Genomic DNA, 26,856 nt, shown 5'->3' on the forward strand with positions numbered 1-26,856 from the left:
CCTCGCCTTAGCTAAAGTAATGTTACACCGAACTTTTATACACCTTTTATTCAAATTACATTTTTATTATCTTGGCTTTTGCTAGCAATAACAATATGCAAAATGTATAAAACAAAGTTTAGCTTTTTAGTTGTCAAACTATGCAAGCGTTTATAAACGTTTAAGACAGTTATATATCGGATGATATATATAAATAGTAATCACCGATAAACTCAGCTTTTAAAAAAAATAGGCTTTTAAAAATAATCCATTTCTGAATAAAAAACAATAGAATTAATATAAAGATTACTTATTAATAAGACAGAAACAATTTCCCCTGTTATGATTCAGATAATTATAATAAAACAATATCCCAAAGATAGATATTTGAAAAAATATAATTTATCTGAAAGCATCATTAGTCCTATAAAAACAAATATTTTTAACAAACCGAATAAAAAAATGCTAAATAAACAAATTAACCGGCTTCAACCGTTGATCCAGTCGTATTCATCCCGTCAGTGGCTAATTGTCGCCATATTTATTTTGGTCGTGATTTTGGAATATTTCACACCACCTATTTATGTATTTGGATATCTATATATTGGTGCAGTACTTTTAGCAAACTCGCGCTTGAGTCAGAAAACTACTTTTTGGGTAACAACAAGCGCGATCGCCTTTACAATCCTCAACTTAATAATTCCCGGTGTGGAAACCATTACTTTACCAACAGTCGCCAACCGCTTAATTGTCGTCGCAGCATTGATTGTCACCGGATGGTTGAGTAACCGCAATCGCTCTTATGAAGAAGCTATAGCGCGTCAAAAAATGCAAATATTAGCGCAAGAAAAAATGGCTTCGCTACGGGAAGACTTTGCTTCCACTCTTACCCACGATTTGCAAACACCGCTTTTAGGAGCGCTTGAAACACTCAAGGCTTTTGAGTCAGAAAAATTTGGTGCAATAACTGCTACTCAACAAAAAGTTTTGCAGGTAATGAGGCGATCGCATCAAAATACTTTAGAGTTAGTGCAAACGTTGCTCGATGTTTACCGCAATGATACCCAAGGTTTACAGCTACGTTGTTCATCTATAGATTTAGTTACGGTAGCAAACTCAGCAATTTCGACTCTTATTGATTTAGCTTCGTCTCGTCAAGTATACATTCATTTTGGGTTTGCTGATTCTGAGTTTCGTTCGCGAGCGATAGTGAATGGAGATGCCCTACAACTACAGCGCGTTTTTGTCAACTTAATTGCTAACGGGATTAATCACTCACTACGGGGTGGTAAAGTAGAAGTTGTGTTTATTCCTAATGGGATTAATCATACCGTCAAAATTATTGATCAAGGGCAAGGAATTACACAAGAGGAGTTACCGTTATTGTTTGAAAGGTTTTACCAAGGACATACTCACCGTCAAGCTAAAGGTGCGGGTTTGGGACTTTATTTAAGTCGGCAAATAATTGAAGCACATAACGGTAAAATTTGGGTAGAAAGAGGTAAAAAGAGTGGGGCTATTTTCGGGTTTAGTTTACCTGCTTTTGTTCACAATTAAAGTATGACACCAAAACCATTAAAAATTTTACTTATAGAAGATGACGAACTATTTCGATTAGGGATTTCTACGCGACTGCATCAAGAAGCAGGTTTAGAAATTGTTGCCGAAGCTGAAGATGGAGAAATTGCGATTGAATTAGCTTCTCAACTACCACTAGATATAGTAATTTTAGATGTGGGATTACCCGGAATTGGTGGTGTAGAAGCTTGTCGTCAAATTAAACAACGTCGTCCGAGTTTACCAGTATTGGTTTTAACTTCCCATTCTCAAAAAACTTTAATTGCTCAATTAATTGAAGCTAAAGCTAATGGTTATTGTGTCAAAGGAATTCCAGCCGAAAATCTGATTTTGGCTATTCGTTCGGTAGCTTGTGGCGCTTCTTGGTGGGATAGCACAGCTACTGTAGAAATTCAAGCGGCTTTTCAAGCTGATCAATCAAATTCAAACCTCGTCGCTTCATCTTTATCTGAGAATAATTCTTTGACTAAAAGAGAACGAGAGATATTAACATTATTAGTAGCAGGCAAATCTAATCAAGAAATCGGAAAAAATCTTCTGATTACTTCTGGTACTGTGCGGGTTCACATTCATGCAATTTTGCAAAAATTAGATGTACGCGATCGAACCCAAGCTGCAATTACTGCAATTAAAAAAGGACTGATTGATGCTAGATATATTGACCCAAATTGACGAGATTTAACGAGATTAAAGGTAAGCACAGAAACGAGTTTGTATCTTTACCGTCAGATGTTATTAGATCAAATATTTCAAATTTACTATCTCTAATTTATCAGATTAAACCAAAGGTAAAAGTATTTCAAATTCAGTTCCTTTATCTGGCTGAGAATAAAAATTTAATTTACCACCATGTCTTGCTGTAATAATGCGATAACTTACAGCTAAACTTGTTTCCTTCTCAGCCCTTTTATCTACAGAAAAAGACTCTTGAATTTGCTGTTGGAATTCAGGTGACATTCCTGGACCATTATCTGTAATACGAATTGATACCCAGCGAGAATCGTGTGAACCAGGTAAGGTTGATTCTTGGGAAATAACTTGCGTAACTATTTCAATAGTGGGTTTTTGTGCAGCGTCGCTGGATGATTGTATATCAAACTGCTGTCGAACAGCTTCATCAAGCAAAGTATCTACGGCTCTACTTAATATATTCATAAATACCTGATTCAATTGTCCGATAAAACAATAGACAGGAGGAAGATGACCGAATTTTTTGACAATGTTAATTTCTCCTTTTAAACGGCTACCAATTAATAATAGAGTACTATCTAAATTAGCGTGTAAATCTACAGGTTTAGCATAAATTGCATCAATATGACAAAAATTTTGTAATCCAGTAACAAGTTTTTTTAATCTTTCTGCACCAGTCCGAATACTTGCAAGTGCTTGTGATAAATCGGATTCTAAATAATCGAATTCAATATCTTGCTTTAAATACAACACATCATCTGGAGTATTTGTTGTATTTTTATCGTACATTTCTATTAACTTAATTAAATCTTTGCTGTAATTTGAAACGTGAGTTACATTACCCCAAATAAAGTTTACAGGGTCTAAAATTTCGTGGGCCACTCCATCAACTAAACGTCCCAAACTAGCCATTTTATCATTTTGAATAATTTGAGCTTGGCTGCGTTCATATCTGATCTGAGTTTCGATACCGCGAATTTGCCAAGAAGCAATATTTAATTCCTGCATATCCAGCAACCTGTACTCATCGGATGCAGTTTTGACCACTATCGGTTCCGACAAAAATTCTGGCGATCGCCGTAACGTAAATTGCATTGCACACAAAATCGATGTAGTTTCGCCTAGCTCTAGAATCGGTGTGCGAGCATAGCTATACAATATACTCAGCGGTTGACAGAAAAATACATCTTGTCCAAAAGGACGAATCAAAAATTCCAATAATTGTCTACGGGAAATCATCCCAGCATATTTACCCTTGTCTAATAAAATCGCTCCCGGTAGCAAGGGATATTTTTCAAAAACTTCAGCTAATTCTTTACCAGTAAAGCTACTTTCTACGGAAAACTCGTAAAGCGGCAACTCTAGAAGTTTCGATTCCAAACCGAGGTCGTCATTGCTACCCTCAATTAGTAATGGTGGTGAAATTGGCGAACTAAATTCCTGTGACACTGCAAACCCTGTTCCTAAAATATAGATACTAAACAAACATGAGTGCTAATTAATTAGCATTCTCATCCGTTTTAACATCTCTTATCAATGAACAATGAACAATTATCAATTATCGATAAAAATAAATCCCATTATACGTATCTTTTCGGAACGAACGCATAGCATAGCAAGGCTCTAAGATATGATAATTGGTAATTGATAACTGATAATTGATTATGATATCTAGTCCTCAATCTTTAAATAGCGCTATATCTCCAGGAAGTCTGCGTCGAGTGCATCATATTGCTCTCAACGTCCAAGATATGCAGGCTTCTCGGCATTTTTATGGAAATATCTTGGGTTTGCACGAACTTACAGGTGATGAAGTCCCCACTACTTTAGTTAACTTAGTCTCACGGGGAAAAGTCGCGAATTTCATGACTCCCGACGGTACTATATTAGATTTATTTTGGGAACCGGATTTATCACCACCAGATCCAAATCCCGAAATTGGTTTTACTCGTGCTAATCATCTCGCATTTGATATTGCTCCCGAATTATTTGATAATGCAGTCGAAGTACTCAGACAGCATGAAATTACAATTGCTCAAGAACCCGTTACCCGTCCGACCGGAAGAGGAGTTTACTTTTACGACCCAGATGGATTTATTGTTGAGATTCGCTGTAATCCGGAGTGAGAGATTGGGAGAGGGGGAGATGGGGAGATGGGGAGATGGGGGGATGGGGGGATGGGGGGACAAGGAGAATTTTAATCTTAGTTGCTCCTAACTATTCCCAATGATTTATACCCAATTCCCAATGTCTGATGCCTATTGATAATTGATAATTAATAATTGATTAAAAAGAATGTCACAAATATATCAAACTGTGGAAGAAGCGTTTAAAAGACCGATGGTTTCCTACGACCCATCGAGACAATCACTCAAAGCTTGGGTAATGTTTTGCTTGCGGGATAAGGGTTTTAAAGTGGTTTACGCCCAAAATGCAGACTTTGCAATTGAAAGAAAAGGTGAAAAACTTTATTTCAAAGTTGCTGATACTGCCGAAAATTTAGATAAAGAATTCAACTGGGTAGTTTGGGATAGTAACGCTAAAACTGCGATCGCAATTCCCGCTGAGTGAGTGGGGGGACAAGAGGACAAGGGGACAAGGGGATGGGGGGATGGGGGGATGGGGGGATGGGGAGACAATTCCCAATTCCCAATGCCCAATTCCCAATGCTATTTAAGTTATTTCTGTTGCTGATAAGGAATACCCAAAGCTGCGGGGGGTGGGGATTTTCTAATTAAACCAACTAGGGCTAATAATGCAACTACATAAGGTAGCATAATCAGAAATTGATAAGGTATGTTTATTCCTAAAGCCTGAATTCGCAACTGTAAAGCTTCGGTTGCACCAAACAACAAACTCGCTAAGGAGCTACCTACAGGATGCCATTTTCCAAAAATTAAAGCCGCGATCGCAATAAATCCTTTTCCCGCAGTCATTCCTTCAGCAAAATATTTTACCTGTACTAAACTCAAGTAAGCTCCTCCCAAACTGGCAAGACAACCACTCACCACTACAGCTAAATAACGTACTTTTGATACTGAAATTCCCGCAGTATCCGCAGCCTGGGGATATTCCCCCATCGCACGCAATGTTAAACCAGGGCTGGTATGAAACAAAAAATACGTACTAAAAACAATTAAAAATATCAGTAAATATACTACAATATCTTGTTGAAATAAAAGTTCGCCAATCAAGGGTATGTTAGCAAATCCAGGAATCCTGATTGCTGCAATTCCCGCTAATTTTTGGGCGCTACCACCATTAAATACTAACCGAGCCAAAAATGATGTTAACCCAGCAGCAACCAAGTTAATCGCCAATCCTGACACCAACTGATTAACCTGCAAACTCACGCATAAAAAAGCATGAAGTAATCCCACCATACCGCCAGCAACTACAGCAGATAAAACACCCAGCCAAGGATTACCAGTGTAAAAAGTAGCAGCAGCACTAGTAAAAGCGCCAGTTAATAACATTCCTTCCAAAGCAATATTTAATACTCCTCCGCGCTCCGAATACATTCCACCCAAAGCAGCAAAAGCAAGGGGAACCGCTAAACGTATACTAGCTGCAAGGTAATCTGTGAAGAAAGTTAAATTAGTCATTACGATCTTTTCGATTCCAATGCTAAACCAATGGCAATAAACAACACCGTCAAACCCTGAATCGCAAACACTACCGTTACCGGAACCCCGGCGCTACGCTGCATTACATTCGCACCACTCCGTAATGCTGCAAAAAACAAAGAAGTTAAAAGCACACCCAACACGCTACCACGACTGAGAAATGCAATGGCGATCGCATCAAATCCGTAACCTGGTGAAACTTGTTCAAATAACCGATATTTCAACCCCATGACTTCACAACTACCAGCCATTCCAGCTAATCCACCCGCTAAAGCCATTACCAGCATAATGGTTCGCTGTACGGATATACCAGCATAAGCAGAAGCGATCGGGTTCAATCCTACCGCTGTTATTTGATAACCCAAAGGAGTATGCTGCAACAACACCCATAAAATTCCCGCAACTAGTAACCCCAACAAAATACCGCTATGGGTCAAATTTCCCGGTAAAATAGGCAGTTGAGCCGATTTCGCAATTAATGGTGAATAAGGACTGGGTGCATTTGCTGCTTTGAGGGGATTCTGCACCAAATAACTAACCAAATTTATCGCAATATAATTAAGCAACAACGTGGTAATTACCTCATTTACACCCCGAATTGCCTTTAAATAACCAGGAATCCAACCCCAAACCGCACCAAATAAAAATCCGACAAATAACCCCAAGGGTACATGAATAAATGCTGGTACCTGCACGTATAACCCAACCATTGTACTACCCAAAGCACCTAAATAAATTTGTCCTTCCCCACCGATATTAAATTGTCCGGCTTTTAACGCTATCAATACTCCTAAACTCGTAAATAATAAAGGAGTCATCCTGGTGAGAGTATTGCCAAAACCAAAATAATCAAATAGCGACTCTTGAAAAAGCGCTGCATATGCTGCGATGGGATTTACACCAGCAATGATAATCAGAATTGCACCGACAAGTAAAGCCGATGCGATCGCAATTATCGGTGAGAGGATTGGTAGTTGGGATTTAATACGGTTCATCAATTTTGGATTTTGGATTTGGGGATTGCTGAATCCGAGTTTAGATTTATCTTAATGTCTGTAGCGATTTTGATTGATAAATTGTAGGTAAGTTGTAATTACTCAAATCGCTGTAGCTATACTTTCAAGTCGCAGCAACCACTGGTTAAAATGCTGGCATTCTTGACGTATATTATCTAGCCCAATATCAATAGCAAGTAACGAACCATGCAGCGGTTTATCGTATCCCTTACAACAATTACGAATCCTTTTTGATGGTGCGGTCAGCGGATTATTGTTAATATGTTCGGGTGAAGTAAAAGCGTTACGTTCGGCTTGCAAAATACTAACAGCAACTTCATCGAACCAATCAGCAAAAGTCTGTAGATTGCTGTACAACAAACCTTCAAACTCATGAACTAGCAAATTTGGAATAAAATTATCATGTCCGATATCCTTACCCATTTCCCGTTCTAAATATTCTGCTTTGTGTAAAGGTTCATTGGTTTTTGGTAGCGAACTGCTTCCGGGAAAGTCATTAGGTAAAGCGTACATATCAAACATTGTGGTGACAAATGCTTTTGCATCTTCCAGACATTTACAATTTACTTGGGGCTTGATTTTCGCGTAACTGACTACACCACCTTTTCCGGTTTTACTAGTTCTTACCAAAATCGGATTGAGATATATGTTTTTATCTATAAAATATTCATAGAGCAGTTCTCGGACAAAAGTTTCTTCGGTTTGTCCTTCAACAAAAACATGAACACGAATCATCTTGAAGGTCTACCTCCGAGAATGTTTTTCTTCCAAAGCTCACCCAAACTATAGTCTTCCAGCCATTTTTCTAACTCTTGCGTTTCTAATCTACGAAGTGAAGAACACCCTTCCGAGCGGTCAACAACAATTACATCTGAAGCCTCAAATTCGTTGAGCAATTCCACTGACTGGGTGGAAACAATCACCTGTTTAGAAACAGTTCGTATTAAGGAAGCCAAAACCGTAATAGCATAGGGATGAAGACCAAGTTCCGGCTCATCAACCAAAATTGTCTCCGGTTGAAGCCCTTCGGGTTGTAAAAAAACCGTTGTCAGACAAATAAAACGCAGCGTACCGTCGGAAAGCAAATGTGCTTTGAAGGGAATATCATGTCCCCGCTCAAACCATTCGAGTTCTATAAATTCGTTATTTTGTGGTAATGGACGTAGGTAAAAGTCTCCAAAGAACGGTGCAACAAGCCGAATAGTTTTGACTATTTTCTGATAGGATGAAGAGTAATTCTCGCGCAATAGATAAAGAAAAGCTGCAAGATTTCGCGCATCAGGACGCAGGTAATTATTGTCATTAATACCGTGACGCTGCTTTACATAAGCACTATCGCTAGTGTCATGAAAATGATAAACCCTCCATCCCTGCATAGCAGACAAAATATTCTCATGAATTTTTGTCCCAGTAAGAGAAAAAGCCTTTGTCTCAAAATGACCTTTTCCTAGTTCATATTCTGCCGCTAAATTCCACCAAAAAAACTCCTCAACAAACATCAAGCGATTATCTTGAGTTGCTGCTAACGCTGCGAAATAGCCGTTATTACCAAAATATAGCCGAAACTCTAGCTGTTCCGTTGTTTTTCGTCCGAAGTGTAATAGTGCATCAGGACTACCCTGACGGCTAACAAAAACTTGAAGATTCTGCTCAAGTAACTGCTGTATCATGCGAAAAAAGCCGATAAAATTAGATTTTCCCGCTCCATTAGCACCAATCAAAACATTTATTTTGGAGAGTTCAAGGTCACATTCGACAATAGACTTGAAACCTTTTAAAACTATTCTCGACAGTTGTTTCTTGCCAATAGTAGCCGTCATCGAACAGTCTCCCAATATTCCAGCTTTTATCTGGCTTAATTACTTTACCTGAAAAATTCTCCCATCTCCCCATCACCCCATCACCCTATCTCCCTATGTCCCCTTTCTCCTCCCATCAACAAACCAACTTCTTCTACCGTCGCTGTGTTCGCATCCAATACACTGACAAATTCACCCCGATAGATCACCGCAATGCGATCGCTAATTGCCATCACTTCTTCTAGTTCGGTAGAAATATATACAACCGCTGCTCCTCGTTCTTTTTCCGCTAACAACCGCTGCTGTACTGTTTCGGTGGCTCCTACATCTAATCCCCGCGTGGGCTGCATGGCTACAATTAATACCGGATTACCTGCTAATTCCCGCGCTAAAACTACCTTTTGTTGATTTCCCCCGGAAAGCTGACTGACTTTTTCATTAATTCCCGTTGCTCGAATATCAAATTTTTCTATTACAGATATTGCATTATTTTTAATCACTTGGGTTTGTAATAAGAAGTGACGACAAAACGGTAACTGTTTAAAAGCTTTTAAAATCAAGTTTTGAGCAATAGTAAACTGCAATATTAAACCCATTTTCTGCCTATCTTCGGGAATATAACCCGTTTTTGATAACTTAGCAATTTTAATTCCCCCTTTCTTGACACTTCTGACTTTCGCTAAAGCATCCGCTAATTCTCGCTGTCCGTTTCCATCCACCCCAGCGATACCTAAAATTTCTCGTTCCCGTAATTCAAAAGATATATTCCGTACTGCTGTTACACCTCTATCGTCTGCTACTTGCAAATTGTGTACCGATAAAACCACGTTTCCAGGGGTTATGAGGGATTTATTTAATTGCAAATTAACTTCTCTTCCCACCATTAATGCTGCTAATTCATGGGGAGTGGTTTCTGGAATTTTCCGATTTGCTACTACTTTTCCCCGTCGTAACACCGTCACCGTATCACAAAGATGCATTACTTCTTCTAGTTTATGACTAATAAAAATAATTGTATTTCCAGCAGTTGCAAGTTTGCGGAGAATTGTAATTAAAGATGTAACTTCCAATGGTGTTAAAACAGCAGTTGGTTCATCGAGAATTAATAACTTGGCTTGACGATAAAGAACCTTGAGGATTTCTACTCTTTGTTGCGTCCCGACGGGTAAATCAATAACTTTTGTTTGCGGGTTAATTTCTAATCCGTAAGATTGCGATAAAGCGGCTATTTGCTGTTGCTTTTGCTTGATATTTAAGCGAAAATTTTTATCGGTTCCAAGGATAATATTTTCTGTGACACTCAACTGCGGTACTAGCATAAAATGTTGGTGAATCATGCCAATACCGAGTTTAATTGCAGCATTAGTAGATGTAATATTTACTGGTTGATTTTGCAAATAAATTTGCCCGCGATCGGGTTGATAAAGACCGCTGATAATTTTCATTAAAGTGGTTTTACCCGCACCATTTTCGCCTAAAATAGCGTGAATTTTTCCCGGTTCTATTGTAAAACTGATGTTATCATTTGCAACAAAAGAACCAAAGGATTTTGTAATATTTTCTAAGCGTAAAAATGCCATTTTATAATCCAAAATACGAATTAACCCTGCTTACTCAATCCCTCTCCTTAATAATAAGAAAGATTGAGGGTGAGGTTTTATATTTTATTTTACCCATTGATTATAATCCAAAATACGACCTCACCCTGCCTCCGGCTTCCCTCTCCTTAATAAGGAGAGGGACTGAGGGTGAGGTTTTATATTTTATTTTACCCACTAATTTTTATTTTATTATCTATTATTTCTTGCTTTGCATCTAATGCCTTTTTTTGAATATCTTCTGGCACCATATCACCAAATTTACCTAAGCTGAGAATATCTGGTTTTTCTAAACCAATTTTATAAACTTCGCCTTTTAACTGTTTATTCTTAGCTAATTCCGTGATATAAGCTATAGCTAAATCCATCCGTTTGACAGCACTAGTTAATACTGCCTTTGGTGCTAATTCCAACTGGTCTTTTGTATTTCCAAAAGCATAAACACCTTTTTCGCTAGCAGTTTGTAAGACAGCAGGTGAGGCATTATCCAACCATTGAAAAACCACATCATTGCCAGCAGAAATTAAAGCCAGAGTAGCTTCTTTTGCCTGAGCAATATCATTCCAATCACCTGTAAAAGTAGAAGTAACCTTGATATTGGGATTAACTGACTTTGCCCCTAATTCTAAACCGCGTAATTCTTCTTCAGTTGCTGCAAATTTTTGTCCGGCAATATAAGCTATTTGATTAGATTTCGTCATTGAAGCGGCAATAATTCCACACAAATAACTAGCTTGCTGGTGATTTATTCGTAAAGCAGCAATATTTTCTCCCTGAATAGCACCGTTCACAGCAATAAAAAACGTATTGGGAAACTGGGGTGCTACTTGTTGAATTGCTGCATCAAATTGTCCACCGTGGGCAAATATGAGATTATAATTTTTACGAGCAAAATCTGTTAAAATTTCTGTTTGGTCAGCCTGAGAAACTTTTTCTACAAAAGCAGTTTCCGCACCCAAATTTTGCTTTGCTAATTGCAAACCTTCATAACCGGACTGATTCCAGGTTCCATCGGTAATCACTCCCGGAAGCGCGATCGCAACTTTAAAATCTGACTCACCACCCGCACTTGTAGGTGTCGAAGTTTGGTTGTTACTACAAGCTTTTAATAGTAAACTACTGCTAAAAACTGCCGAACTATACCAAATGAATTTACGACGACTAAAATTAATTGACATGATATAAGTGATTCTTGTGCAAAATTAATTAAATCATAACGGCTCTTCCGTACAAGTTTATGTTAATTAAATAGTAGAAGAGGGAATAGGGAGTAGGGCAAAAAGACGACATTAGTAAACAAACTTAGTCTTTGAGCTAAATAGTCGTTGCTATGCAAGGAGTTTAAAGATTTTTTATATTTTTTTACATACTACGTATTGAAGAACCATCATAACTCCTAACTCTTAATTCATAACTCCTAACTCCTAACTCTTAATTCATAACTCCTAACTCCTAACTCTTAATTCATAACTCCTAACTCCCAACTCCTAACTCTTAACTCCTAACTCCTAACTATTCCCTATTCCCTATTTTTCAAATATCATCAAATGCTGCTGCGGAAGCAATTCTTTAGTTTCAACCCATTTTAATCCTACGGCTTTCATTTCTTTTTTAACTTGCTTTTGAGTCATTTTATGTAAACGTTTGATAGCTATAAAAGGATTTTCCCCGCGATATTCTACCAGTACTGCTTTACCTCCGGGTTTAAGAGATTTGACAACCCCTTGCATAACTTCTTTAGGATATTCAAACTCATGATAAGCATCCACCATCAATGCTAAATCAACGCTTTTTGATGGTAAATTCGGGTTAGTAGATGTTGCTAAAATAGGTTCGATGTTGTGAATTTTTGTTCGTTTTTTATAAAATTCAATAATATCTAACATTTCCGGCTGAATATCTACAGCAAACACCTTACCATCCGATACTTTAGGAGCAATACGAAAACTCATGTATCCAGTACCAGCACCAATATCCGCCACTACATCGGTATCTTTGAGTTCAAGAGCGCTGACTATTTTACTGGGTTGTTCTTGAGCTTCACGAGTCGGTCTTTCCAACCACATCGCACCCTTATGTCCCATTACCTGAGAAATTTCTCGACCCATATAAACTTTACCGATACCATCAGAACTAGCAGCTTTGTGTTGGTAATGGGTAGATGTATTGGCGATCGCCATATTCACGGGATAAAATAGCAACCCGAACAGTATCACCAAAAGAATTCCAGCAAAACGCAAAAAATCTAATTTATTATTACGATTCATTTTAAACAATTATCAATTATCAATGGGAATTAGGCATTAGGAATTTAAAATTATTAATTTCTAACTCCTAACTCTTAAATATCAATCCAAAATCCAAAACTTGTGCTGATGCTTCGGCTTACCTCGACTTACCTCGACTTACCTCGACTTCGCTCGGTACAAGTTGCTCGGTACAAGTTGCTCGGTACAAGTCGCTCAGCACTAAACTTGCCGAAGTATCTAAAATCTAACCTTTGACCTTTAACCTATTAAAAACGGTTCAATCTCAGGATAATTCCATTGGTGTCCAAAACGCTCGGCTACGAATGGTTTGACAACAAACTTAACAGGATTTCCGGCTTTAACATCGATTCGTATCCCCGAATAAGGAGAGCGTTTTAAAGATTCGTAACCTTTGCGACCCACAAATAATAAAGAATCCGCAACTTTACGGATGGGACTACCGGAAATATAGTCAAAAGTTTCCATTAATTCCGGTCCTGTATCTCGCTGACGACGAGGATAATGACCGCTACCACCGCTGATAATACAGTTAATGCGTGAGTCTGCGTGTCCGGTGTCAGTGGTGCAAAGATGCTCTAAACAATGGGCGTGTCCGTTTAAGATTAAGTTGACGATGGGGCGATCGCCTTTCAATTCCCCGATGGTTTGAGCAACTTCGTCAAATACCCACCGCAAGCGACGACGAACAGCTAGAGTTTGTGCTTGATGCCACTTACTCGCCTCCGTAACGTAAGGCGGATGGTGAAAGTAAACAATGCGAGCGCGAACTTCAGAATTATTCCACGATTCAATTAACCGATTCTTAAACCATTCGAGTTGCTCAAAATCAACTTGGGGATGATGCGATGCTAGCTGTTTTTCGATATCAACTTTTATTTCGTTGATTTGACTTAACCTTGCTTCGAGAAAGTCACTTTGTTCGGCATCTTTGGGATTATCTAGGTCGAGTTTATCGTATTCTGACAAAATCTCCTGTTCTTCAACATCTATTTCATCGCGACGCTGCATCAAAGCTTTTCTGCGAATATCTCCCTGTGGTGTTTCCGGTATCGGCGATGGTTCGTTGATAGTATTTGAATCAAGAGCAAAAAAGTCAATACCACCGTAACAAAACGTATAATAACGATTTGGTAAACGGGTAAAATGTCCCGGTTCGTAACGCAAACAACGTCCGTTATTGGTTTTTGCAGTGTAATGTTCGTCTAAGTGAGACTCTAGCTTTTGTGGAGAATTAAACCGCGCTAAATAATCCAGAAATGCCTTAGCATAAGCATCACCTTGTTCGGAACCATGCCAACCAATTTCAAAATCTTTGTAGCGTAACAAGCGTCGTAACTGGAGCGTGGGACCTGTTAAAACCCGATACAGCAAAGGTACGTCGTAATAATCGTGATTTCCCAAAGTTGTCAAAATTGGAGTATCAAACACCATATCGTCATAAGCAATATTTTGAGGATTTTCACCACCCCGTAAAAATTCGCGATAAGGTTCGATAAAATTTGATGGGTAATATTCGCGAGAGCCTACGGTATAAATTACATCGCCAGTATGCAAAACAAAATTGCACTCATGACGGTGCTGAAGCATCAACTTAGCAATTTCTCGCTGGGGATGATATCCATCTTGGCAAGTTGTACCAGTATCACCGATAACCATAAAAGAGAATTCTTCACTATCCTCCTTACCGTCATCGAGAACCATGCTGGTTTGATCGATTCCCCGCTGTACAATGCTTTCATCTTGCCATCGTACCCGCTGCTTCATTTTCTCAATTTTTACGGGAATTGTTGGTTCCAATATCAAATCCATTGCCGATCGCTCCCGGTAAAGCACGCATCAGTATTGTAACCAATTGTTACGTTCAGGGGAAGGTCAATCAATTTTGGATTTTGGATTTTGCGGAATGTGGGTTAAAAGTTAAAATTCCCCCTATCCCCCCATCTTCCCATCCCCCCCTCTCCCCATCACTTATAGCCCTGTGCTTGCAAGGAAAACAGCGTCGCATACCTTCCCTTTGCTTGCAATAACTCTTCGTGGGTTCCGGTTTCTAGGACTTCACCTTGTTCGATGACGACGATTTTGTCAGCCATCCGCACTGTTGAAAAACGATGAGAAATTAAAAACACCATTTTATCTTTGGTCAAGCTGCGAAAACGGTCAAAAATTTCGTATTCAGCTTGAGAATCTATTGCTGAAGTCGGTTCATCTAAAACCAGAATATCGGCGCTATCCCGCATAAAAGCCCGCGAAAGAGCGATTTTTTGCCACTGTCCGCCGGAAAGTTCTTGTCCTGACTTAAACCAACGTCCTAATTGTGTTGTAAAGTTATTAGGTAATCGGTCGATAAAAGGTAGTGCCATCCCTTTTTCGGCGGCAATTTCCCAGGCTTTTTCATCTGACAATTTTTCCACATCGCCGACACCAATATTTTCACCAACTGTAAATTGGTAGCGCACGAAATTTTGAAAAATTACTCCAATTCTTCGCCGCAATGTATCTAAATCCCACTCTTCTAAATTCAATCCATCTAATAGAATCCTGCCCGATTCTGGAGTATAAAGTCGAGTCAGCAGTTTAATTAAAGTTGTCTTTCCCGAACCATTTTCACCAACAATTGCTAATTTTTCACCCGGTTTTAAATGCAGCGAAATATTTTTTAAAGCCGGTGTCATACTTCCGGGATAGCTAAAAGAAACGTTCTCAAAACGAATTCCATCCTGTGGATTTGTACCTTTAATAGCTGTACCGTATTTTATCGGTACTTCTTCTTCTAAAAATTCGTAAAGATTGGAAAGATACAGGTTATCTTCATACATTCCACCGATGGAAGTTAATGCACCGGAAAAAGTGGTTTGTCCCTGACGAAATACGGTTAGATACATCGTCATATCTCCCAAAGAAATTCGACCCGCAACTGTTTCTACAACAATCCATGCATAAGCAAGGTAAAAAGTTGCAGTACTCAGCAAGCCTAATAAATAACTCCAAAATCCGCGCTTGATTGTTAAATCGCGGTCTTCTCCGTATAGTTGATGAAATAAGCTACGGTAACGACTCAATAACATATCACCAAGCTGGTAGAGTTTCACCTCCTTGGCAAAATCTTCTCTCGCAGCTAGCGTCTCTAAATACTGCTGCTGACGGGTTTCCGGCGCTCGCCAGCGAAACAAACGAAAAGCTTGTCCGGCAAAGCGTGTCTCCGCAATAAACGCAGGTACAGCAGCTATAATTAATACCGCTACAGCCCATAAAGAAAAATTTACCAGCAAAGCACCGTAAGTAATCAGAGATAAAGCACTTTGCGCCAAACCAAAAGTACGGTTAACTAAAGAAAGCGGACGACTAGAAGCTTCGCGTCGCGCATTAGTCATTTTGTCGTAAAATTCTGAATCCTCAAACTGAGGTAATTCCAAACTTAACGCTTTTTCTAAAATGAGTTCGTTTACTCGCTGTCCGAGTAATACCCGCAACAGTGACTGAGCAATACTAAGTCCGCGCTGACTCAGAGCAAGTAAAGAAACAGCAATAGCTTCAAATCCCACGTAGATTAAAGCTACGGAATTGCTTGAATTATCTTGTAGAGAAGATATTTGGGTTGCGACTACAGCATCAACAATTAATTTTCCAATATAGGCAACAGCAGCAGGTAAAAGTCCTGCAACTAAAGTTAAAATTGCCAGAATAATTGTAAGATTGCGGTTAGTAGTCCAAACTAAATTTACCGCTCGTCCACTGTAGCGAAATACAGCGAAAGATTGGCGGAGGTTGTTACGTATTTTGCTAATTCTCATTATTATGAATATAGCGTAAAATTAATGGCGATCGCTCGAAAAGGTAAAGGAAGATTTATTAACCGCAGAGACGCTGAGGACGCTGAGGAAGAGAAGAGAGAGGTTTATTAAGCTTTTTATTTGGATAAATTAATTTTTGACGGGTTACAAGTAAAGGAATACTTAATACACCAAGCAGCATTACAATAATACTCAAAAACCAAATAAATACACGGCTTGGTCGGTAATCTGCTCGTTCAATTTGCCGAAATACTCGATTGTAACGCCAAGCTGCTAAAGCAATAACTATAATACCAACAATTACCAAACTTAAACCTAAATTTTCGGAATTGAATATAGGATTATTCTCTACTGTTTGTGGAGCAGTTGTAGTTTGTAATTGACGTAAAAATAAACTAAATCTAGCAATAGCTAAACCAAAACCAATCAAAGAAATTGATGTTCGCAACCAAGCTAAAAAAGTGCGTTCGTTTGCTAGATGTTCTCGCAGGCGACTGTCTCTATTTTGGTTCGCCATTATTAAGTGTAAATTACTGAATATTTTCTAATTAATTTTACATTGATAAAGACATAAAAGTTCGTAGCAAAGGCTTAAGCCCTTAGAAAACTAAAGTTTTTACTACGAACCTTAATTAAAAAAGTCAATTAAATAGATTTAAGTTATCGGTGACTGTAAAATGAAGTTATTAAGCTTGAATCGGGAGAGTTTTAAACATGAGCGATCGACTTCATATAAAAGTACCTCGCGGTAAAAGAATTTTTGAAGTACTCGAAGAACACGGAAAATACAAGCGTCCGCAGCTTAGTGAGGAAGAGAAAGCCAGAGCAAAAGCGGAGAAAGAAGATTTTTCTCGGCGCTGTAAACAGATTTTTGAGCGAGTAAGCCCAGAATTGATTAAAAATCACTATGACTGGGCTATTATGATTGAACCAAAAAGTGGAGAGTACGCTATAGATCCTGATGCTGAAACTGCTTTTCAAAAAATTAGACAAAAGCACCCCGATGCCAGAATTATGGAAATGCGTCTAAATGAAACTGGGGCTGTTGGCAGAATATGATTCAAGGTGTTTTTGGCGAAAATGGGGAATTGTTTTTCGAGGTTAGTTTATTAGCTGCTGATGGTTCTGATTTAATAGAAAATGCTTTGCTTGATACGGGATGTACTGACTGGTTAGTAATGAACGTTCAAGATATAGAATGTTTAGAATGGACATTTATTCGAGAACAAAAAAGGCAAACAGCACGGGGATTAGGGGACTTTTATTTTTATCAAGGTACTGTAGTATTTGATAATCAAGAATTGACCATTCCTGTATTAGGTGGTGAACAAATAAACGAAATACTAATCGGTTTACCTTGGTTAGAAAACAGACGTTTGGTAGTAGATAGAAAAGCAAATTTGTTAACAATGAACGGTGAACAACTAACAATTAGGAAGTAATTCGTGATGTTTATTCGTAAAACCTTATCTTTACCCAATATCAAACTTTCTTACTTAGAATGGAACCAAGGAAAAGAACCTTTATTATTACTCCACGGTTTAGCTGACAATGCCCTTGTTTGGTCTAGTTTGGGCGATCGCTTAGCAGCAGATTATCATATAATTGCTCCAGATATGCGCGGTCATGGTGAGAGCAGCAAACCGGAAGACTATAGGTTTACAAGTGCGATCGCCGATTTAGAAGCTTTGATGGACAATTTGGGATGGACAAGCGCTCATGTTATTGGACATTCATGGAGCGGTAAATTAGCCTGTATTTGGGCAACACAGAGTCCCCAACGTTTGAAAAGTATGGTACTAATAGATCCAATTTTTATTTGGAAAATGCCCGATTTTTTCAAATTAAGTTTCCCAATTTTATACCGTGTTTTACCGTTTCTTAAAGGAATGGGACCTTTTGATAGTTATGAATCAGCCGAAAAACAAGCACGTCAGTTAAATCAATATCAAGATTGGACACCTTTACAACAACAAGTTTTTCAAGCCAGCATCGAACAAAAGGCTGATGGTAGTTGGGGTAGTAAGTTTACTATAGCTGCACGAGACGGTATTTTTGACGAAGTGATGCGGGTACCCGGATTAACAGAACCAATCAATACTCCCACTCTCTTCGTACAGCCAGAAAAAGGAGTTAATCGTCAAAATTGGCAATTAAAGCCTTATAAAACCTATTTAAAAAACTTACAAATATCCCAATTACCCGGAAACCATTGGTGTTTCATGACTCAACCGGAAGCATTTAATCATGCAGTAGCGGATTTTTTAAGAGTTAAGAGTGAGGAGTTATTTAATTTTAGATTTTAGATTTTAGATTTTAGATTTTAACAACGGATGCTTTTGTTTTAGATTATGAATTGGAAGTCAAAACTTAGGAATGAAGAATAATTAAAACTCCTAACTCCTAACTCCTAATTCCTAACTTTCTCAAGCTCCCATTCCGGAATACTTTTTCAATCCTTGTCTCCACATAATTCGATTAATTCCTAAAAATAGGATAAACCAGCCTGCTGTTGTTAAAAATCCTCTGGGGATATCAGTTGGTAAACCTACTAAAATACTGACGGGAAAGTTAATTAAATAGGGGAATGGTGTTAGTAATACTATTTGTCGAACTTGTTCGGGGAATACTTCTAAGGGTGCGATCGTTCCTGATAAAAATAGATAGAATAAAAACCAAAAATCGTGTAAAGCATATGCTCTTTCCGTCCAAAATGCGAACATGGCAAAGGTGTATTGAATGACGAAGCGCAGAGCAAATGCCATTGCTGAAGCTATGAAGAACAATATTATTTGAGTGAAACTTGGTACCCAAAAAGCTTGGGGATAAAGTACGAAAAAGAGAATTATCAAAAAAATTGCAAAGGGTGTGCGAGCAACTCTTTCCGCAATATGAGATGTTACATGATGCCATACTGGATCTAAAGGTTGCAACAAACGGGGTGAAAGTTTACCTTCTACAACTTCTTTTTCAAACTCCCAAATGACCCAAACAACTGTTAACTGTCTGACTAAAAATACAGCGAGAAAATAACGAGCAAATTGTGTTGGAGACAAACCAAATTGTCCTCCTTGCGCTGCTTCCGTCCAAACTCCCATCATTATTATAGGTAGCGAACCCGTCAAAACCCATAAAATTGATTCGGCGCGATATTCCACCATGTGAGCGTAGTATACCGTGAGTAGGATAACAGCTTTTCTGATAATTTGTTTCATAACTATGTTGATTGATTGTTTCTTTATTTATGCTTTCTTAATTGTTCTCTTTCTTAATCGTAACCTCTCAATTCTTCATCATGGATTAAGTAAAAATCCTGAAGTTAACAATAATATCTCATCATAAAATATAAGAAATGCTGGGTTTTACGGTACGGTCTGGGCCGCACTGATAAATCTAAACCAATAGATGATATCGGAACAAATTTAGATGGTAGGAAGCCTTCACTCTAGAAGAGTGGGGCTATCGTTACAATCCAAAACCCACGCTTGATTTCTTCAGCCCACGCAGGTGGGCTTCGTAGGCATAGCCGCACCCTTCTAGGGTGTCGGCGTGGGGCTATCGTTACAAACCAAAACCCACGCTTGATTTCTTCAGCCCACGCAGGTGGGCTTCGTAAGTGTAGCCGCACCCTTCTAGGGTGTCGGCGGATTGGATGGATGCTACATTTCCCACTCCGAAATTACAGTTTCTTGTCTATGATGTATTGCTTGATTTTCGATATAATTTGTTACTGCTTCAACACCATTACGACTAACAGTAAATGCACCGTAAGCACCTTGCCATTTAAAAAAGCTATCTGGTTTAACTTCATGAGTAATAAGATGAGAAGAACTTCCTTTTACCTTTCCAATTAATTCAGATATTGTTAAATTAGGCGGAAAATTCGTGAGAAGATGTACGTGATTTGCAATACCTCCGACAGCAATTACAGTGCATCCTAAATCTCTACATTGTTTAGCGATCGCAGCATAAATAACATCTTGAATATCTGCCGTTACCAAAGGTAATCTATCCCAAGTTGCCCAAACAGAATGTAAATATAATTGTGTAAAATTTCTCGGCATTTTTTATTTTTTATTAAAAAGGAATAGTTTTATAATTCCCATATTCAAGGCTAAAATAACATTTACTTTACGGAAGCCCTCACTCTAGAAGAGTGGGGCTACAAGAACAAAGCCCACCTACGTGGGCTAATTTCTTCAGCCCACGTAGGTGGGCTTCGTAAGTGTAGTCGCACCCTTCTAGGGTGTCGGCGGTATGGGTGGATGCTACATTTCCTATTCCGAATTATTTAATATTTGCCCAAATCTTTGATTAAATCCTTGAATTCCCTGCAAACCACCGCTATGAATTACTACAATCGTACTATTATCTTTAAATTTACCTTTTTCAATTTCATCCCATACCCCATAAAATAATTTACCTGTATAAATAGGGTCAATTTTTAACCGAAATTTTTCGTAAAAAGCGTTGATAAAATCTATCAATTCCTGATTCCATTTTGTATAACCACCGAAGTGATAATCTGTGACTAACTGCCAATTTTCATATTTTTTACCTACACATTCCCATATCAAATTATTAATTTCATCTTTAATAAAATCGCCCTTCAACGCAGGAAAAACCTTTAAAAGAGACATTCCAGCCATACCAGTTACCAAACCCGCAGCAGTTCCACCCGTACCGCAACTTACACAAAAATAATCCGGTACACCATCAAGTTGTTCGCGTACTTCTGTAACTATCTCTGCACAACCTTTCACTGCTAAAGCATTACTTCCGCCTTCGGGTATTACATAACACCGTCCCAACTCACCCTGTAACCGTGCGGCTATTTCCGCTTTCTCTTCCCGATATGCTCGTCTTTCCACAAACAGCAACCGCATCCCCTGTTGTTGCGCTAAATGCAAAGTTGGATTTAACGGCTCTACTAATTCCCCTCGAATCACACCAATCGTCTCAAACCCAAATATTTTACCCGCCGCTGCGATCGCGGCAATATGATTAGAATAAGCACCACCGAAAGTAAGTAAGCGTTTTTGTTGCTGCTGTTGTGCTGCTTGTAGATTGTATTTTAATTTACGCCACTTATTTCCCGAAACCTGTGGATGAATCAAATCATCGCGTTTGACAAATAGACGTATTCCGCGTTTTGTTACTAATTCATCTTGAATAAATTGTAGTGGGCTGGGTTGATTGAACATGAATTAATAGAAAGCGTTGATTACAGCATTTTGCAGTTAAATTAAATATAATAATTAATTTTAAAATCTGATAAATATGGGCATCCTTGCCCGTTCGATTTTACTTAATTGAATGGTGCGTTACGGCTTAACTAAAGTATTGTTTTCCCGGATATAATTACGTACCGTAACACACCCTACATCTAACTCCTACCTCTTCAAAATTTTCTGTCGCATTCGACTAACAAAAAGATTCACTTCCGGCAATTTCATCATCGAAGCAATAACTCCGAAAATCGCCAATCCCACAAAACCAGATATTGATAATTGCACAAGCTCAATTAACAAGTTTCCCGAACCGAGCAACTGTTCTAAACCCAAAGAAGTGCTGTAAGCTGCTGCACCAGCTACTAAGCTACCCGCAGTTAATCCTAATATTGGTAAAACCCATTCGACAAGAGGCAAACCATTTAATTTACGATTCAATAGGAATAACAACATTAATACTGAACTGCAATTAACTCCCACTGTTGCTAATACTAAACCCGGTGCGCCTAAATCAATAACTCTAATAAATATAAAGTCTAATAAAGCATTAAGAAAAATGTTGACCATACTGATGCGAAATGGTGTATCTCCATCACCCAAAGCATAAAATACTCGCACCAAAACATCGCGTCCTAAATAAACAAACATCCCGATACCGTTAGCAACTAATAAAGTAGCAACTAAAGCTGAATCTTCTGCATTAAAAGCACCGCGTTGATAGACTATCTTCACAATTGGATTTGCCAAAGCCACCATCAAAGCACCCAAGGGTAGCATTGTAAAAGCTGAAAGGAACAATCCCTGACGAATGCGTAATTTTAAATCTCCCCAATCTTGCGGGTCTGTAAGACGAGCAAATATTGGTAGTAGGGGAACTAAAATTACTCCAGAAATAATTCCCAAAGGTGTTTGTACTAATAATCCAGCATTAGCTAAAGCGGGTGCAACCTGAGTACTAATAAATGAAGCGAAAAATAAATCAGTATAAAGGTTAATTTGCAGCATTCCAGAAGAAAAGGTTGCAGGTAACATAATCTTGAGGATTTCCTTCACTGCTGGTTGATTAAAGTCGAATCTCAACCGAATTCTGCCCATTCCCGCTTTTGTTTGGGCTGCTAACTGCACAAACCACTGCAAAAGCGCTCCCGCTAAGGTTCCCCCTGCTAAGACGGTTCCCCCCAACATCGCATATTCTGGAGTACTAATTTTGTTACCAATTTGCAGGTAGAGAATACCGACAGCAACGACAACCGCAATACTAGAAAATAAAGGACTAATGGAAGGTAGCCAAAATACATTAGCAGCATTGAGAACGCCGAAACCAATACCAATTAAACCCGCCAAAACCGCCATCGGAGCCATGACTCGCAACTGACGAATCGCAATTTCTCGAACCAATTCCTTTCCCGGTTCCTGCAATCCCGGTGCAAAAATATCAACACATAGAGGTGCAGCAATCACCAAAACAATCGAGACAACAATTAGTATTCCACCAATCAATGTAGTAATCGTTTCCACCAACGGAGCCGCTTCTTCCTTATCGCGTTTTGCTAAAACACTGACCACAGCGCTGTAAAAAGGACCATTGATACCGCCCAACAATATCAGTAGAAACCCTGGAATCGTATAAGCGTATTGAAAACCCGCAAAAGCTGGGCCCAAACCAAAAGCGGCAGACATAACCAGCTGCCGCACCAAACCAAAAACTTTGCTAATTAGAGTGGCAATAGCAACAATACCAGCAATACCAGCAAACGAACGAGACGGTTTATCCTGTTGTTTCGTCACAAATAGTACCCGAATCTCCAAGGTCAGACATCTGAAAATATTAAACCTAATATGGAGTTATATGTCAGGCAAATTTTGACAAATTTATTAAAAGGTAATGGGTAATGGGTAATGGGTAATGGGAGAGAGTGGAAAGCGAGATTTTTTCTTGGGAGCGTCTCGCTCTCACCCACTACATTCTAAAATCCCAACTCCTACCAATTACCAATTACCAATTACCAATTACCTACATCCAAGACTATACCGCGTCTCAACTCCAGTATCTGGATTTACTCCTGAAGCGCGATCGCACATCAATTTCACCTGATAGCGATCAATGATGGCATCGGTAAAATCGGCACCAGTAATATCCGCGTCAAAAAAGCGACTGCGACTCATGGTTGCGTATGTAAAATTAGCGTTTCTTAAGTTGGCGTTATCCATTGTTACCTGGTCTACTAAGGCTCCTGTAAGGTTTGCACCTTCTAAGTTCGCTTTAAGTAAATTACCTTTAGTGAACATAGCATTTGTTAAATTGGCACCTTGAAAATTAGCCCCTCGCATTTCGGCAGCAATAAAATTAACTCCGATCAATTCTTTATTGGAGAAATCGCGGTTTTCTAAGTTTGTACTGCTGTAATTAATTGTGTCTATTTGAGCGAAAGCCTGATGAGCATCAAGCAACACCCACAACCACGCTAAACACAAAGCGAAAACTAAACCGAATAAGCGCAAAAGCATTTTTTTCATAATTTTAATCTTCAAAAGTAGCTATCTAATAGTAGGGAGTAGGGAATAGGGAGTAGGGAATAGGTAAATATTTTTTTTAACTCTTAACTCCTAACTCCTAACTCCTAACTCCTCACTTTGTTCGCTACTTCCAATCTTTCCCAATACGAATTGTTAGGTCAGATTCTATATCGCCAGTGGCGGATATATCAATATGATTAATGCTTAAAATTTGCTGTAATTCTTGTGCTGCTTGCTTATTACCTTTTTGGACTATGATTTCGGACTTCGCTCGTTCGTCTGACCAATTAGGTAGAGCATAAACTTTTGTAAAGCCTTGTTTTTTGAGGATTTCAATTGCTTTTTGAGTTTGTTGTGGGCGATCGCCAGTATTTTGAACGGCAATTTTTAAGCTGGTTATTGGCTTGTCAGTTTGTTTGAGGCTGGCTAAATTTACTCCAGCGTAATCGGAAAGTAATTTGGCTTGTCCATTTAAATCTAGCCAGTAACTATCGGGGTCTGCACTCAATCGGCTGAATATTCCCGGCAATAAAGTCATTTGAAAATCGTTTCGCTCGACCTTTAAAGTGAAGTTGACCAATGCCATCATTTCTTCCAACTTCAAGTTAGTATCAAAATATTTTCGCATTACCCGAGTTAATTGCGGTAGTCGAGGTAAAACCTTGGGACTCCAAAGACGTTCGCGTAAAGCGAGTAACATTGTTTGCTGTCGCTGTACTCTTCCTAAATCCCCACCACCTTTTTCCTGAAAGCGGACATATTGTTCTGCTTGTTCCCCATCCAAAGTTTGCCAACCGCTAACCAAATTAATCGATAGCTTTTGTGCGGAATCTTGGTACTGCATCGGTTTAGGGACAAATACTTCGACTCCTCCCAACTGGTCTACTAACTGCTTCATACCAGCGGTAGAAATCCGAATATAGCGGTGAATGGGCGCATTACTCAAACTACGACTTACCACCCGCGCAGCTAAAACCGGACCACCTGAAGCGTTAGCCTGAGATACCTTATTTAAACCTTCTTCGGGGATTGAGATCATCGTACCTTTGGGGATCGAAAGTACCCGAATAGTCTTATCGTCCGGATTGACCCTTACCAACAGCATGGTATCGCTTTTTCCGGCGAAACTTTCCGGTGAACCTTCAATTGTACCGGCTATGGGTTCTACTCCCAAAACCAAAATATTCATCGGTTTTTTGAGTTGGTATAGGGAAATATTGCTCCATAAATCCCCAGTTAACGGCGCATCTTCAGTATCGAGCGCAGCCCATCCCAATTCATCTTCAGTTTTATCTGCTCCACTCCATAACGGAGTCCAAAGCGCCAAACTTGATACCAGTAATCCCGATAAAGTAATCCCTAATACAACTGTCAAAATCCAGAACAGCCATCTGGGCATTGTCAAACCCAGACGATAATAAAGCTGACTGGGAATAGAACTTGTTTTTTTCCCGGATGCTGGCTCAACCTTAATGAGCGGATTGTCTACAGGAGCCTGGTTTTGTAACAGTTGCTCCCGTTCGTAAATTTCTTGATTGTCCCAACTTTCTACTTGTTTGACCACAATAAACTCCCCACTAACCAATCCCTAAACGCGATCTTAATTCAAGCCAAAAATATTGCCACTTTAAAAGCCCACTGTACACTTGAAGTGTTGTAAATTAGGTTTGGAAGACAACATGACTAGTCGTTTGTTCCCCGTAATTCTTGCAGGTGGTAAAGGCGAACGTTTTTGGCCTCTTTCTCGACGAACTCGACCCAAGCAATTTTTAAATCTTGATGGTACCTCACGTAGCTTAATGCAAGCCACTGCCGACCGATTACTACCGTTGACTGATGGTTGGGATTCCTTATGGGTGATAACTTCGAGTTTGATAGCAGAAGGCGTAAGAGAGCAATTACCAGAATTGCCTGAAGCCAACTTACTTGTAGAGCCACAAGGAAGAGATACAGCAGCGGCAGTTGCCTGGGCAAGTTTGGAAATTAAAAAGCGTTACGGTGAAGACGCTATTATCGGTTTTTTTCCCGCCGACCACTGGATTGCAGACCAAGAGGCATTTGCAAGTACATTAAGTGCAGCAGCAGAATTAGCGGCACAAAACCCGGCGATCGTCACTTTGGGGATCAAACCCACATTTCCATCAACAGGCTACGGCTACATAGAACAAGGTGAAAAATTTGGTAGCTTTAACAACTTGCCAGCCTATCACGTAAACCGCTTTACTGAAAAGCCCAACCTTGAAACAGCGGAAACTTTTTTACAAACGGGACGGTTTAGCTGGAATAGCGGAATGTTTATTTTTCGAGCAGGGGTTGTAATCAAAGAACTATATACTCATGCTCCAGAAATTATCGAACCCATCGAAAAAAATGGTGTTGATATTTATCCTCAACTGCCCAAATTGAGCGTAGACTATGCCTTGATGGAAAAAACCAATCTAGCATATGTCCTACCAGTTGAATTTGGTTGGGACGATTTAGGAGATTGGAACGCCATTGAAAGACTGCTCAAAAAAGAAACAGAGCCAAATGTAGAATTAGCTACTCATGTAGGATTAGATACTAAAGGAGCTATTCTCTATGCTAGCAACGAAGATGATGTAATTGTTACTATTGGGCTTGAGGATGTCGTCGTCGTTCGCGACAAAAACGTCACCTTAATAGTTAAAAAAGATCGCACCCAAGAAATTAAGCAGGTACTTAAGACTCTACAATCAGATTCCCGCTTCACCGAATTACTTTAAGGTAACTATAGCCTAGT

The 26,856-nt window shown here is 39.1% G+C and carries 25 protein-coding genes; 8 read left to right on the forward strand and 17 right to left on the reverse strand.

From position 1 onward, the window contains the following. The first annotated feature begins 441 nt into the window (after positions 1–441). Both VB797_RS08600 and VB797_RS08605 read left to right on the forward strand, forming a co-directional pair. Positions 442–1,536 (forward strand): HAMP domain-containing sensor histidine kinase, encoded by a 1,095-nt coding sequence (locus VB797_RS08600; protein WP_323237262.1) that lies wholly within the window; start codon positions 442–444, stop codon positions 1,534–1,536. Positions 1,537–1,539: 3 nt separating this feature from the next. After that, positions 1,540–2,229, forward strand: a complete 690-nt coding sequence (locus tag VB797_RS08605) for a response regulator transcription factor (protein ID WP_323237263.1) — start codon at positions 1,540–1,542, stop codon at positions 2,227–2,229. A gap of 105 nt (positions 2,230–2,334) precedes the next feature. On the opposite strand, the gene VB797_RS08610 is transcribed toward VB797_RS08605, so the two are convergent. Beyond that, positions 2,335–3,696, reverse strand: coding sequence for an ATP-binding protein (locus tag VB797_RS08610; protein WP_323237264.1), 1,362 nt, complete (start codon positions 3,694–3,696; stop codon positions 2,335–2,337). A 215-nt stretch (positions 3,697–3,911) separates the two neighbouring features. Here VB797_RS08610 and VB797_RS08615 point away from each other — a divergent pair, with 215 nt between their 5' ends. Both VB797_RS08615 and VB797_RS08620 read left to right on the forward strand, forming a co-directional pair. After that, complete coding sequence (locus VB797_RS08615; protein WP_323237265.1) at positions 3,912–4,373, forward strand: VOC family protein; 462 nt, start codon at positions 3,912–3,914, stop codon at positions 4,371–4,373. A gap of 169 nt (positions 4,374–4,542) precedes the next feature. Beyond that, positions 4,543–4,818 (forward strand): hypothetical protein, encoded by a 276-nt coding sequence (locus VB797_RS08620; RefSeq protein ID WP_323237266.1) that lies wholly within the window; start codon positions 4,543–4,545, stop codon positions 4,816–4,818. Between the two features lie 107 nt (positions 4,819–4,925). On the opposite strand, the gene VB797_RS08625 is transcribed toward VB797_RS08620, so the two are convergent. The 10 genes from VB797_RS08625 to VB797_RS08670 form a co-directional block, all read right to left on the reverse strand. Beyond that, positions 4,926–5,852, reverse strand: coding sequence for an ABC transporter permease (locus VB797_RS08625; protein WP_323237267.1), 927 nt, complete (start codon positions 5,850–5,852; stop codon positions 4,926–4,928). After that, entirely contained in the window at positions 5,852–6,868 is a 1,017-nt protein-coding gene (locus VB797_RS08630) for an ABC transporter permease (RefSeq protein ID WP_323237268.1), read from the reverse strand. The genes VB797_RS08625 and VB797_RS08630 overlap by 1 nt, the downstream gene beginning before the upstream one ends. A gap of 102 nt (positions 6,869–6,970) precedes the next feature. Further along, positions 6,971–7,624 carry a DUF4276 family protein gene (locus VB797_RS08635; protein ID WP_323237269.1) on the reverse strand — a complete coding sequence of 218 codons (654 nt, stop codon included), beginning with the start codon at positions 7,622–7,624 and terminating at the stop codon, positions 6,971–6,973. Further along, positions 7,621–8,709, reverse strand: coding sequence for an AAA family ATPase (locus VB797_RS08640; protein WP_323237270.1), 1,089 nt, complete (start codon positions 8,707–8,709; stop codon positions 7,621–7,623). The genes VB797_RS08635 and VB797_RS08640 overlap by 4 nt, the downstream gene beginning before the upstream one ends. A gap of 80 nt (positions 8,710–8,789) precedes the next feature. Then, positions 8,790–10,268: an ABC transporter ATP-binding protein gene (locus VB797_RS08645; protein ID WP_323237271.1), complete on the reverse strand. Its 1,479-nt coding sequence runs from the start codon at positions 10,266–10,268 to the stop codon at positions 8,790–8,792. Positions 10,269–10,456: 188 nt separating this feature from the next. After that, complete coding sequence (locus tag VB797_RS08650; protein WP_323237272.1) at positions 10,457–11,464, reverse strand: BMP family protein; 1,008 nt, start codon at positions 11,462–11,464, stop codon at positions 10,457–10,459. A gap of 348 nt (positions 11,465–11,812) precedes the next feature. After that, positions 11,813–12,553, reverse strand: coding sequence for a class I SAM-dependent methyltransferase (locus tag VB797_RS08655; RefSeq protein ID WP_323237273.1), 741 nt, complete (start codon positions 12,551–12,553; stop codon positions 11,813–11,815). A gap of 240 nt (positions 12,554–12,793) precedes the next feature. Beyond that, a complete protein-coding gene (locus tag VB797_RS08660) occupies positions 12,794–14,365 on the reverse strand; it encodes a metallophosphoesterase family protein (protein ID WP_323237274.1) in 1,572 nt (523 codons plus the stop codon). Between the two features lie 155 nt (positions 14,366–14,520). Next, complete coding sequence (locus VB797_RS08665) at positions 14,521–16,347, reverse strand: ABC transporter ATP-binding protein (RefSeq protein WP_323237275.1); 1,827 nt, start codon at positions 16,345–16,347, stop codon at positions 14,521–14,523. A gap of 58 nt (positions 16,348–16,405) precedes the next feature. Then, positions 16,406–16,864, reverse strand: a complete 459-nt coding sequence (locus VB797_RS08670; RefSeq protein ID WP_323237276.1) for a YidH family protein — start codon at positions 16,862–16,864, stop codon at positions 16,406–16,408. Between the two features lie 197 nt (positions 16,865–17,061). Between VB797_RS08670 and VB797_RS08675 the strand changes: the two genes are divergently transcribed. The 3 genes from VB797_RS08675 to VB797_RS08685 are packed head-to-tail and all read left to right on the forward strand — an operon-like array spanning position 17,062 to position 18,653. Continuing rightward, a complete protein-coding gene (locus VB797_RS08675) occupies positions 17,062–17,406 on the forward strand; it encodes a hypothetical protein (protein WP_323237277.1) in 345 nt (114 codons plus the stop codon). After that, positions 17,403–17,789 carry an aspartyl protease gene (locus VB797_RS08680; RefSeq protein WP_323237278.1) on the forward strand — a complete coding sequence of 129 codons (387 nt, stop codon included), beginning with the start codon at positions 17,403–17,405 and terminating at the stop codon, positions 17,787–17,789. The genes VB797_RS08675 and VB797_RS08680 overlap by 4 nt, the downstream gene beginning before the upstream one ends. A 6-nt stretch (positions 17,790–17,795) precedes the next feature. Next, positions 17,796–18,653 (forward strand): alpha/beta hydrolase, encoded by an 858-nt coding sequence (locus VB797_RS08685; RefSeq protein ID WP_323237279.1) that lies wholly within the window; start codon positions 17,796–17,798, stop codon positions 18,651–18,653. A 120-nt stretch (positions 18,654–18,773) separates the two neighbouring features. On the opposite strand, the gene VB797_RS08690 is transcribed toward VB797_RS08685, so the two are convergent. From VB797_RS08690 to VB797_RS08715, 6 genes are all read right to left on the reverse strand, one after another. Next, on the reverse strand, positions 18,774–19,562 hold the full coding sequence (locus VB797_RS08690; RefSeq protein ID WP_323237280.1) for an ABC transporter permease: 789 nt from the start codon (positions 19,560–19,562) through the stop codon (positions 18,774–18,776). A gap of 444 nt (positions 19,563–20,006) precedes the next feature. Beyond that, complete coding sequence (gene tnpA / locus VB797_RS08695) at positions 20,007–20,411, reverse strand: IS200/IS605 family transposase (RefSeq protein WP_323237281.1); 405 nt, start codon at positions 20,409–20,411, stop codon at positions 20,007–20,009. Positions 20,412–20,624: 213 nt separating this feature from the next. Next, the gene (locus tag VB797_RS08700) at positions 20,625–21,551 is read right to left on the reverse strand and encodes a 1-aminocyclopropane-1-carboxylate deaminase/D-cysteine desulfhydrase (RefSeq protein ID WP_323237282.1); all 927 of its coding nucleotides are present in this window, start codon (positions 21,549–21,551) and stop codon (positions 20,625–20,627) included. 189 nt (positions 21,552–21,740) lie between these two features. After that, positions 21,741–23,366, reverse strand: a complete 1,626-nt coding sequence (gene murJ / locus VB797_RS08705; protein ID WP_323237283.1) for a murein biosynthesis integral membrane protein MurJ — start codon at positions 23,364–23,366, stop codon at positions 21,741–21,743. A 222-nt stretch (positions 23,367–23,588) separates the two neighbouring features. Then, the gene (locus VB797_RS08710; protein WP_323237284.1) at positions 23,589–24,095 is read right to left on the reverse strand and encodes a pentapeptide repeat-containing protein; all 507 of its coding nucleotides are present in this window, start codon (positions 24,093–24,095) and stop codon (positions 23,589–23,591) included. Positions 24,096–24,219: 124 nt separating this feature from the next. Beyond that, entirely contained in the window at positions 24,220–25,659 is a 1,440-nt protein-coding gene (locus tag VB797_RS08715) for an LCP family protein (protein WP_323237285.1), read from the reverse strand. A 115-nt stretch (positions 25,660–25,774) separates the two neighbouring features. On the opposite strand from VB797_RS08715, the gene VB797_RS08720 reads away from it, so the two are divergent. Beyond that, on the forward strand, positions 25,775–26,839 hold the full coding sequence (locus VB797_RS08720) for a mannose-1-phosphate guanylyltransferase (RefSeq protein ID WP_323237286.1): 1,065 nt from the start codon (positions 25,775–25,777) through the stop codon (positions 26,837–26,839). The last annotated feature ends 17 nt before the right edge of the window (positions 26,840–26,856 follow it).

The organism is Rivularia sp. UHCC 0363, assembly GCF_034931125.1.
Lineage (GTDB): Bacteria > Cyanobacteriota > Cyanobacteriia > Cyanobacteriales > Nostocaceae > Rivularia.